This window comes from Nonomuraea sp. NPDC049269 (genome assembly GCF_043197155.1).
In the GTDB taxonomy this organism is placed as follows: domain Bacteria; phylum Actinomycetota; class Actinomycetes; order Streptosporangiales; family Streptosporangiaceae; genus Nonomuraea.
In genome coordinates, this window is sequence record NZ_JBICSO010000010.1 from 610,790 (window position 1) to 619,996 (window position 9,207).

Consider the following 9,207-nt stretch of genomic DNA (forward strand, 5'->3'; position numbering starts at 1 on the left):
GCCGCCCGGGCCGGCCGCAGGAGAAGTCCTAGGCTCCCACTACGGCGACCGGGGACGGGGCGTGCTGGAGGAGCGGGGCGATCGTTCCGAGGTGGTCGGCCCGCTTGCGACCCGCCACGATGAGCGTCGGTGTCTTGTGCCCCTCCTGAACCATGGGGACGACGCTCGGATGGCTCTCCTGCCAGGCCCCGGGCTCGGCGGTGGTAACCAGGGCGAGCCGGCGCATGTCCGCCTCATCGGCGGCGAACTCCAGGACTGAGGCGGTCGGCTCCTTGTCGGCGACCACGATCGGCCCTGGATGCGCGAGGGCGGGCAGCGGCCCTGGTCCGCGTACCACGATCACCGGGCACTCGGCATGCGCGGCAACATATCGGGCCACCGACCCCACGAGGGCCCCGGGCAACCCGTGCAGCCCTCGCGAGCCGACCACGACGAGGGCGGCGCCGCTGGACAGTTCGACGAGCCGCTGTGCCGCCGGGCCCTCGTACAGGTCAGTCTCGATGCCGAGGACCGAGCTGGTCGAGCGGGCGCAGTCGGCGCCGTGCCACAGCACGTGATCGGCTGCCTTACGCAGATGGTCCTTGGCCTCCTCGTCGGCTTCGCCGTACGGCCACTGCCAGGCGTGGGCGATGGTCAGCGGAAGCTTTCTGAGCTCGGCCTCGTCCAGCGCCCAGTCCAGGGCCTGTACGGAGAAGTCCGAGCCGTCGTAGCCGAGGACGATGTGGTTCATGGCAGTTGCCTCCTCCCAGACGGCGGCGGTGCCGTCACCCATCCTTGTCGGGGTCGATCCCGGGCAGCTCAGCGCGCAGCACGTACCGGCCGTCGGCGACGTAGTCCTCTGATGTCCCTACGCTCTGGCAGGTTCATCACAGCCTCCTTGTGTGGTTCCGATTCCCACACCTTCAGGACACGCCTGGGACTGCCCCCGCCCTAGAGGCCGAAGTCCCTCCCCTCAAGGGCGATCGGCCCTGTTTCGCCGGGCGCGCGTGAGCCGAAGCCCCCGTAGAACAGCACCGCCAGCGCCGGAACATCCGCCCACCGGTCCTGCGCGGTCAGTGTCTTTGGTCCTGCCGACCGGGGACGTTCGTCGCTGTCGCGCGGCCTCCGCAGACACCCACCATGTGCTTGAACTGTTTTCTTGGAGGTGAGTCGATCATGATCGGCGGGCGAATGATCATGGAGTCGTCGGTGCTCGAAGTCGAGTTGCTGTCGCTGAAGAGGCGGGTTGACAAGCTGGAGGAGCTGGTCCGCACGCTGACCGCCGCGAACCTCTCACTCGTCCGAGCCGTGGAGAACCTTCACCGCACCTCGGCCAGCCTGGCTCCTGGCGACTGAGGCACCCTATCCCCTCTCGCCCCCGTAGCCGGTGGTCCGGAAGGCGTCGGCGTTGCGTGCGCACCAGGCGGCGAAGGTGCGGGGCTTGCGCTGGAGCAGGCGCTCCACGGTGTCGGTACGGAACCCGGCGGTGTCGGCCCGCATGAGGTGGAACCCCTCGATGATGGCCTCGGCCAGCGCCGGGGGTGCCCCGTTGGGGAATCGGGAGGCGACGGCCTCCTCCGCGGTGGCCACCTCCCGGATCGCGAGATCCCGGCCGGCCGCCGCAGCGAGGATCTTGACCTGTTCGGCGATGGTGAACAGCTCCTCGCCGGTGACGACGTATTCCTGGCCCGCGTGGCCGTCCTCGGAAAGAGCCAGGGCGGCGACGGCGGCGATGTCAGCGGGATCGATCGGCGCGTATCGGCCGGGGCCGACCGGATCGAGGACATAGCCCGCCTGGCGGATGGTGGGCAGCCAGTCGAAGGCGTTGGTCATGAAGCCGCCGGGTCGCAGGAAGGTAGCCGGGACGCCGGACGCTCGGATGGCCTGCTCGCGTTCGTGGTGCCAGCGACCCATGGCGGGCATGGGGTCGCCGAGCACGTTGAACGAGGACAGGTGCACGATGTGGCGCACCCCCGCGGACTGGGCGGCGGCGACGGCGTGCCGGGTGTGGTCGAGGCCGATGCCGGGGGTGAGCAGGAACAGCCGGTCGACTCCGGCGAAGGCGGGCGGCAGCGTCGCCGGGTCGTTCAGGTCCGCCACGACCCGTTCGGCCCGCTCGGGCAATGAGGCGGCGCGGGCCGGGTCGCGGATCAGGATGCGGAAGGGAGCGCCGGTCTCGTCCAGCTGGCGGACGAGCTCGCGGCCGACATTCCCAGTGGCGCCGGTGACCAGTATCATGAGGACCCCTAGATCGTGTACCGGTTAGTGATCGAGGAGAACGCTAACCGGTTCACGATTTGCTGTCAATCGCTCCATGCTGCGTTCGCGACATCACCGGAGGCCTCGACGTGCCCGAATTCCTGGACATGCACAGCAAGGCGTCGAAGGTGCTGCGGGCGGCGGCCGACGCGGCTGTGCGGCGCCATGGGCTGCACCTGGGACAAGATCACCTGCTCGCGGTGCTGTGGCGGCAGGACGGCCGCACCCCGGGCGAGGTCGCCGCCGCACTGAACGTCACCACCCCCAACGTGGTCAAGGCGGCCACCCGGATGACCGCGGCCGGCCTGCTCACCAGGCGCCGCGACGACCGGGACAACCGTCTGGTCCGGCTGTGGCTCACCGACGCCGGGCGCGCCCTGCAAGCACCCATCGAGAAGGAACGGCAGTTCCTCGAAGAGAAGGTCACCGCCGACCTCACCGAGGCCGAACGCGAACATCTCCTCAGCGCGCTGAGGAAGATCCATCGCTCGGCGAACGCCCTGCTCGACACCCCCGGTGATCAGCGCGACCCGGCCACCTGACGCACCATCCCGCAGCCGCCGAGCTCCTGACTTCGCCCGCGGCGGCTGGACCGGCGAATCCGCTTAGGGACTTTCGCCCCTTTTCTGTGCTGGCCGCGGCCGGTTAGCGTCAAAGCATGATTCGTGTGTTTCTCGTCGACGACCATGAGGTGGTACGGCGGGGCGTGGCCGCCCTGCTGGGCTCCGAAGAGGACATCGAGGTGATCGGCGAGGCCGGGACGGCGGAGTCGGCGATCGCCCGCATTCCGGCGCTCAAGCCGGACGTGGCGGTGCTGGACGTGCGGCTGCCCGACGGCAATGGCGTGGACGTGTGCCGCGAGGCCCGCTCCAGGCTGCCGGAGCTGGCGTGCCTGATGCTGACGTCCTTCGCCGACGACGACGCGTTGTTCGACGCGGTGATGGCGGGCGCGTCCGGGTACGTGCTCAAGCAGATCCACGGCTCCGACCTGGTGGGCGCCGTGCGTACGGTCGCCTCGGGGCAGTCGCTGCTCGATCCGCAGACCACGGCGGCGATGCTGCAGCGGCTACGGGAGCACGCCGCCAGGAAGGACCCGCTGGCGGCGCTGTCGGAGCAGGAGCGGCACATCCTGGACCTGATCGGTGAAGGGCTGACCAACCGGCAGATCGGCGAGCGCATGTTCCTGGCCGAGAAGACGGTCAAGAACTACGTGTCCAACCTGCTGTCCAAGCTCGACATGCAGCGCCGTACCCAGGCCGCGGCGCTCTCGGCACGCTTGCGGGCGGATCGGCGGGAATGAGGGGAGCGGCTCGGCCGGCAACTGTCTGCTGCTCCGCCTGCGCTGACCAACGACCACCCCGTTCGGGACTTCCGGCCCTACCAGGCGCCCAGCTGCGGGGCTGTGATGAAGGTATGACAGCAGCAGACGAGAAGGGCTGACCCGTGAAGCGCAGGACCGTCGCCGACGTGATGACCGCCAAGGTCATCACGGTTACCGCGAAGACCCCGTTCAAGGACATCGCCGAGACCTTGATCGCCGGCGGCATCAGCGCCGTCCCGGTGGTCGACGAGGGCGGCCACGTCGTCGGCATGGTGTCGGAGGCCGACCTGCTGCGTAAGGAGGAGTTCCGCGAGCAGTTCTACCGTGAGGGCTACCGGCCGCCGCTGCGCGCCCGGCTGCGTCACCCCAAAGGCGGGAAGAAGGCCACTGGTGACACCGCGGGTGAGCTGATGACGAGCCCGCCGATCACCGTCTCGCCCGAGGCCTCGGCCGTCTCGGCCGCCCGGCTGATGGACGCCCACGACGTCAAGCGGCTCGCGGTCGTCGATGCGGACGGCCATCTGGCGGGCATCGTGAGCCGCCGCGACCTGATCAAGGTGTTCCTGCGCGGCGACGACGACATCGCCGCCGAGGTGCGCGAGGACGTCCTCGACCGGGGGCTGTGGGTGGACACCTCCGGCGTCACCGTCCAGGTACGCCAGGGCGTGGTGACCTTGAGCGGCCAGATGGACCGCAAGACCGAGACCGCGATCGCCGTACGGATGGCCGGCCGGGTCGACGGTGTGGTCGACGTCATCGACGAGCTCACCTGGAAGCACGACGACTCCACGTGGGAGGCCCGATAGCCATGCTCGTGCGCGAGGTCATGAGCAGCCCGCCCATCACCGTCCGCCGCACCGACCCGGTACGGCAGGCCATCCGGACGCTGCACGGCCATGACATCACCGCCGCCCCCGTCGTGGACGACGCTGACCGGCTCGTCGGCGTGGTCAGCGAGCTCGACCTGCTGCGCGGCGAGTTCGACCCCGACCCCCGCGCCTCGGTACGACCCGTCGGCCCGGCTGCCGAACCACCGCCCCGCCGGGTCATGGAGGTCATGACCCGCGAGGCCGTCACGGTGACCGAGACCACCGACGTCACCAAGGCCATCGACCTCATGGTCGGCAAGCGGATCAAGAGCCTGCCCGTCGTCCAGGGGGACCGGATCGTGGGCATGGTCAGCCGCCGCGACCTGCTGGCCATGCTCGCCCGCCCTGACGAGCAACTGCGGCAGGACGTGATCGCCGCGCTGCGCGAGCACTACCCCTTCGGCCCCAGCTGGGACGTCACCGTCCACGACGGCGTGGCCCAGCTGAGCGGGTCACCCCACGAGCACACCGACCACATCGCCGACGTGCTCGCCCGCACCGTGCCCGGCATCATCCGGGTCAGACACCTGAGGTGATCGCCATGAGAACGACCGTCGCCGACGTGATGACCACCGCCGACGGGCGAGGCGGACGTTAGCGCGACCCCCGACGGCGGGCCCTCGTACCGCGGGCCCCTACGCCGCGGGGTGCTATGACCGCATCGCGCGGAGTTCAGGTAGATCAGCCCGCGTTTCCGAGTTCTCCGGTTCGCGCCGGGTGAGCACCAAGGGGGCGTCCTCGGTGATGGCCACCGTGTGCTCGGAGTGGGCCGTGCGCGAGCCGTCCGCCGACCGGATGGTCCAGCCGTCGGCGTCGTAGACGATCCGGTCGGTCGTACGGGCGAACCAGGGTTCGAGCGCGAGGGTCAGGCCCGGCTGGAGCGTAAGGCCTCGCCCTGCCCGGCCCCTGTTCGAAACGTGGGGCGCCTCGTGCATGGTGCGGCCGATGCCGTGGCCACCGAATTCGTCGTTGACCGGATAACCGTAGCCGCGGGCCACCGCCCAGATCGCCGCGGAGATATCACCCACGCGATTACCCGGACGCGCCACCTCGATCGCCGCCTCCAACGCTTCCTCGGTGGCGCGGACAAGCCGCAGGTCCTCCTCGGCAGCGGTCCCGACGATGACCGTACGCGCCGAGTCGGCCACCCAGCCGTCGACGCTGACCGCGAGGTCCGCGCTGAGCACATCCCCGTCGCGCAGCGTGTAGTCGTGAGGCAAGCCATGCAGGACGGCGTCGTTGACGGACAGGCAGATGACGTTGCGGAACGGGCCGCGTCCGAAGGACGGCGCGTAGTCCCAGTAGCACGACTCCGCCCCGCGCCGTTTGATCATGCCGCGAACGTGGTGCTCCAGGTCAAGGAGGTTGACGCCCACGTCAGCGAGTCGGCCGACCTCGGAGAGCACCTCGGCGACGAAACGCCCGGCCACCTGCATCCGTTGAATCTCCGCAGGCGTCTTCACTTCAATCACGAATACCTCGCATCACTGGATTTTGGTATTATTATCCCATAACCGTAACACTTGCCGGTATAGTAATACCAGCCCTATTCTTGGAGCATGGTCCGCCAACCGCTCACCCCTGAACAGATCGAAGCCGGCAGACGTCTCGGCGCCCTGCTGCGCCACGCGCGAGCGGGACGCGACCTGGCGGAAGTCGCGCACGCGGCCGGCATCTCGCCGGAGACCCTGCGCAAGATCGAATCCGGACGGCTGCCGTCCCCCGGATTCGGCACGATCGTCTGCCTCGGCGAGGCACTCAACGTGCCGGTTCAGGAGTTGGCCGCCATCTGGCGCGGCAAGGACCTACCGCTGGAAGCCGCCTCGTAGCCGCGCGTGGCTGTCCTTCAGACGTCCTCGACGGGCTGTACGAAGACACCGCCCGCGTGCAAGGGAAGGCGGCGGCCGCTGATCTCACGCAGAGGCAACCGCACGAACACCGGCTCGGTCAGCGCGACCCACGGAGCCCCGCCCAACTGCTCCAGGCGACGGACCTGGTCACGATCGGTGACGACGTCAGCCCGGCCGCTCAGCACGACGCTCCAGCCCACGCGCAACGCGGGCTCCACATCGTCCACCTCGAAGGTCAGTGGCACGCCGTGCTGGATGGCGTCGAGCATGCCGCCCCGCGCCGTCCTGAACACGATGCCGTCACCGTCCAGCACGAAGTTGACCAGCACAACCTTCAGATCACCGCCGGATGCCGACCAGGCGACCCGGCCGATGACGACTGTCGACAGCAGCGCCAGGCAGGCATCACGGCCCAGTGCCTCGATACGACCCTCCTGGTGCTCCATGCACACAGCGTCTCATGTGGTCTGTCCGGGCTAGCGGAACAGGGCGTCGTCGACGGTGAAGCGGATGAACTCGCCCTCGGCCCACCGATCAGTGCCGGGCCACCAGCCACCCGCCAGGTAGGCCGGAATGGTGAACCCGTCGAATTCGATCTCGCGCCCGCACTCCACCCCGAACACGTGGTCGCGATAGCGTCCCTCCCCGGGATCACCCCAACGGGACATCGTGACGCGCTCCAGCGCGCCGTTGGGCGCGATCGTCAGGGTCACGTCGTGATCCTCGGTCCCCACAGGGAAGCTGGCGATCGCTTGGCGGTCGTCGATCGACTTCCACCGCAGCCTCGGGTCGAGTGCGGCGGCGGGCGCCATGACGAACTCACAGGCCAGCCGTCCGGCGGCGCTTCTGGTGATGTCCGGACCGGCACCCGACATCACGGGGATGACGTCCAGCAGCCGCCAGCGCATCTCCCCCTGACCAGCGCGATACCGGTCGAACCCGTGCACGGGTAGCAGTCCCAGATGGGCGGTGGCCGACCACACGAAGCCCTCCATCGGCAGGAGCACCTGCTGGGCGCGGAAGTCCCGCCAGGCGCCGAGCCGGATGGAGCCGTGCATGTCCAGCACCACCGCACGCAGGAGGGGTGTCCCCGGAGCGATGGCGTGCAGCACCCAGCGGCGCGCCGGTTCCGGCAGGTGGCCGGCCTGCGCGGGGTCGAACTCCTGGGCGTCCCTGGTCTGCGCCTGCAGGAGGTCCCAGTCGCGACAGGCGGTCTCGGTCAGGGACGGCGGGGCGACGATGACGCTCACGACCGCCTCCAAGGACCCTGTACCACGGCCACCGGACAACTAGCCCGGTGCAGGACGCCGTGGCTGACGGACCCGAGTGCCGCCGAGGCGAAGCCGCCCAGTCCGCGCGATCCGACCACCACGAGCGCCGCCGTCTCGGACGCCCTGGCCAGGACCGGGACCGGGTGCCCCGGGACGGTCGACTCGATCACCTCTACGTCCGGGTATTTGTCATGCCACGGCGCCAGGCGCAGCCGGATCTCGGCCGCCTCGTCGCCCAGCGCCCCGGTCAGGAGCGGGCCGTACCCCGCGGGATGGGGGGTGAGCATCGGCATCCGCTGGGCGTACACGACGCGAACCGGCATGCGCCGCGCCCTGGCCTGTTCCAGGGCGTAGTCCAGTGCCGACTCCGCGAACGGGGAGCCGTCGAAGCCGACCACGATCTCACCATGGCTGCCGGGGACGGGCATCCGGACGATGACCACCGGGCTGTGCGCGTGCCCGGCCAGGCCGAGCCCGACCGAGCCCAGCACCAGTCCGGCGAACCCGCCGAGCCCTCTGCTGCCCACGACCACGCTGTCGGCCGTCTCCGACTCGCTCTTCAGCCGCTCGATCACCGCGCCCGTGACCACCGCCGTTGCGACCTCGAGCTTGGGGATGAGTCTCCGTACCTGGTCGGCGGCGTGGTCGAGCACGTACGTGCACCGCTCGGTCAGCGTCTGCCGGTCACTGGCCGCGGTGAGCGGATGCTCGGCCGCCCAGGGCTCGCGTACGAGCACGATCCGCAGGGGAAGCCCTCGGCATGAGGCGTCGTCGGCGGCCCAGCCGAGCGCCGATCCGGCCGATGGCGATCCGTCCACGCCGACCACGATCGCTCTGCTCATCGTCCTCCTCCTTCGCGTCTCGCCGCCCGGATGTGGCACCCGCCCCCGGCTCGCTCACCTCCAGCACACACCCGCCGGCCCGCGGCTCCCAGAGGACGAGGTCCTGCCTTACCAGGGACCATCGGCCCTGGGAAAGCATGCGCACCGATCGCCGGGCGCCTTGTGACGGTCTCAGGAACGACGAGGCGAGACGCATTGCTTGGCCCGCTGGCCCCAGCGGCCCCTGGGTGCCCGTGACGTAGAAGGGCGTGACCGCGGCGAGGCCGAGCCGGCGCAACCGCTTGCCGACACCGCGCACGGCCGAGCCTCGAAGATCTGTGGATCCGCGACCTCACCATCACCACCGGCCTGGTCGACACCTACGCGACGCCGACCCTCCTGGACATGATCGCCGCCGGACGGCTGGACCCCGGCACGTTCATCACCCACCGGTTCGCGCTGGAGGACATGGCCGCCGCCTACGAGACCTTCGCCGACCCGACCGCGACCGGAGCTCTTAAAGTGGTCCTGTCCCGCGGATGACGCCGGGCGAGGAATGACGGCGAGTTGACGAGTCCACCCGGCTATGAGAAACTGATGGCGGCAACGAGGTTGACACGTATATTAAGTGTAGACATACGTTTCTCACTTGCGCTATGCTGCCCCTCGCGCTGCCTTGCAACGCCCCGGATTTTCGCCGGGGCGTTTGGCGTGCGCGCAGTTCGATTCCATCCGTGCCCTCCGGAAGGACATCTGTTGGCAGCCTCGCGCAACGCCTCCGCCGTACCCGCTGGTCCCCGTCGCGTCTCTTTTTCGCGCATCCAGGAGCCCCTCGAA

The 9,207-nt window shown here is 69.5% G+C and carries 13 protein-coding genes; 7 read left to right on the forward strand and 6 right to left on the reverse strand.

Going from position 1 to position 9,207, the window contains the following annotated elements; genetic code table 11:
* Positions 1-28: 28 nt before the first annotated feature.
* A complete protein-coding gene (locus ACGFNP_RS49295) occupies positions 29-730 on the reverse strand; it encodes a universal stress protein (RefSeq protein ID WP_393330080.1) in 702 nt (233 codons plus the stop codon).
* 425 nt (positions 731-1,155) lie between these two features.
* Between ACGFNP_RS49295 and ACGFNP_RS49300 the strand changes: the two genes are divergently transcribed.
* Positions 1,156-1,335, forward strand: coding sequence for a hypothetical protein (locus ACGFNP_RS49300; RefSeq protein ID WP_393330082.1), 180 nt, complete (start codon positions 1,156-1,158; stop codon positions 1,333-1,335).
* Positions 1,336-1,341: 6 nt separating this feature from the next.
* On the opposite strand, the gene ACGFNP_RS49305 is transcribed toward ACGFNP_RS49300, so the two are convergent.
* On the reverse strand, positions 1,342-2,217 hold the full coding sequence (locus tag ACGFNP_RS49305) for an NAD(P)H-binding protein (protein ID WP_393330085.1): 876 nt from the start codon (positions 2,215-2,217) through the stop codon (positions 1,342-1,344).
* A 110-nt stretch (positions 2,218-2,327) separates the two neighbouring features.
* Here ACGFNP_RS49305 and ACGFNP_RS49310 point away from each other — a divergent pair, with 110 nt between their 5' ends.
* The 4 genes from ACGFNP_RS49310 (at position 2,328) to ACGFNP_RS49325 (ending at position 4,964) form a co-directional block, all read left to right on the forward strand.
* Positions 2,328-2,780: a MarR family winged helix-turn-helix transcriptional regulator gene (locus ACGFNP_RS49310; RefSeq protein ID WP_393330088.1), complete on the forward strand. Its 453-nt coding sequence runs from the start codon at positions 2,328-2,330 to the stop codon at positions 2,778-2,780.
* A gap of 116 nt (positions 2,781-2,896) precedes the next feature.
* Positions 2,897-3,538, forward strand: a complete 642-nt coding sequence (locus ACGFNP_RS49315; RefSeq protein ID WP_358327877.1) for a response regulator transcription factor — start codon at positions 2,897-2,899, stop codon at positions 3,536-3,538.
* 143 nt (positions 3,539-3,681) lie between these two features.
* Entirely contained in the window at positions 3,682-4,365 is a 684-nt protein-coding gene (locus ACGFNP_RS49320) for a CBS domain-containing protein (protein WP_393330091.1), read from the forward strand.
* Positions 4,366-4,367: 2 nt separating this feature from the next.
* Positions 4,368-4,964, forward strand: a complete 597-nt coding sequence (locus ACGFNP_RS49325; RefSeq protein WP_393330094.1) for a CBS domain-containing protein — start codon at positions 4,368-4,370, stop codon at positions 4,962-4,964.
* 114 nt (positions 4,965-5,078) lie between these two features.
* On the opposite strand, the gene map is transcribed toward ACGFNP_RS49325, so the two are convergent.
* Positions 5,079-5,900, reverse strand: coding sequence for a type I methionyl aminopeptidase (map, locus tag ACGFNP_RS49330; RefSeq protein ID WP_393330097.1), 822 nt, complete (start codon positions 5,898-5,900; stop codon positions 5,079-5,081).
* A gap of 87 nt (positions 5,901-5,987) precedes the next feature.
* Between map and ACGFNP_RS49335 the strand changes: the two genes are divergently transcribed.
* Positions 5,988-6,257, forward strand: coding sequence for a helix-turn-helix transcriptional regulator (locus tag ACGFNP_RS49335; RefSeq protein ID WP_358342839.1), 270 nt, complete (start codon positions 5,988-5,990; stop codon positions 6,255-6,257).
* 17 nt (positions 6,258-6,274) lie between these two features.
* On the opposite strand, the gene ACGFNP_RS49340 is transcribed toward ACGFNP_RS49335, so the two are convergent.
* The 3 genes from ACGFNP_RS49340 to ACGFNP_RS49350 are packed head-to-tail and all read right to left on the reverse strand — an operon-like array spanning position 6,275 to position 8,391.
* Entirely contained in the window at positions 6,275-6,724 is a 450-nt protein-coding gene (locus ACGFNP_RS49340; RefSeq protein WP_358342837.1) for a pyridoxamine 5'-phosphate oxidase family protein, read from the reverse strand.
* Between the two features lie 30 nt (positions 6,725-6,754).
* The gene (locus ACGFNP_RS49345) at positions 6,755-7,528 is read right to left on the reverse strand and encodes a DUF6544 family protein (RefSeq protein WP_393330099.1); all 774 of its coding nucleotides are present in this window, start codon (positions 7,526-7,528) and stop codon (positions 6,755-6,757) included.
* Positions 7,525-8,391 carry a universal stress protein gene (locus ACGFNP_RS49350; RefSeq protein WP_358342833.1) on the reverse strand — a complete coding sequence of 289 codons (867 nt, stop codon included), beginning with the start codon at positions 8,389-8,391 and terminating at the stop codon, positions 7,525-7,527. The genes ACGFNP_RS49345 and ACGFNP_RS49350 overlap by 4 nt, the downstream gene beginning before the upstream one ends.
* Positions 8,392-8,775: 384 nt before the next feature.
* Here ACGFNP_RS49350 and ACGFNP_RS49355 point away from each other — a divergent pair, with 384 nt between their 5' ends.
* Positions 8,776-8,913 carry a hypothetical protein gene (locus ACGFNP_RS49355; RefSeq protein ID WP_358342831.1) on the forward strand — a complete coding sequence of 46 codons (138 nt, stop codon included), beginning with the start codon at positions 8,776-8,778 and terminating at the stop codon, positions 8,911-8,913.
* Positions 8,914-9,207: the final 294 nt, after the last annotated feature.

Excerpts from the sequence above, each read along its gene's own strand:
- ACGFNP_RS49295 (WP_393330080.1), bottom strand. The coding sequence starts at position 730 with ATGAACCACATCGTCCTCGGCTACGACGGCTCGGACTTCTCCGTACAG.
- ACGFNP_RS49300 (WP_393330082.1), top strand. The coding sequence starts at position 1,156 with ATGATCGGCGGGCGAATGATCATGGAGTCGTCGGTGCTCGAAGTCGAG.
- ACGFNP_RS49305 (WP_393330085.1), bottom strand. The coding sequence starts at position 2,217 with ATGATACTGGTCACCGGCGCCACTGGGAATGTCGGCCGCGAGCTCGTC.
- ACGFNP_RS49315 (WP_358327877.1), top strand. The coding sequence starts at position 2,897 with ATGATTCGTGTGTTTCTCGTCGACGACCATGAGGTGGTACGGCGGGGC.
- ACGFNP_RS49325 (WP_393330094.1), top strand. The coding sequence starts at position 4,368 with ATGCTCGTGCGCGAGGTCATGAGCAGCCCGCCCATCACCGTCCGCCGC.
- ACGFNP_RS49335 (WP_358342839.1), top strand. The coding sequence starts at position 5,988 with ATGGTCCGCCAACCGCTCACCCCTGAACAGATCGAAGCCGGCAGACGT.
- ACGFNP_RS49340 (WP_358342837.1), bottom strand. The coding sequence starts at position 6,724 with ATGGAGCACCAGGAGGGTCGTATCGAGGCACTGGGCCGTGATGCCTGC.
- ACGFNP_RS49350 (WP_358342833.1), bottom strand. The coding sequence starts at position 8,391 with ATGAGCAGAGCGATCGTGGTCGGCGTGGACGGATCGCCATCGGCCGGA.
- ACGFNP_RS49355 (WP_358342831.1), top strand. The coding sequence starts at position 8,776 with ATGATCGCCGCCGGACGGCTGGACCCCGGCACGTTCATCACCCACCGG.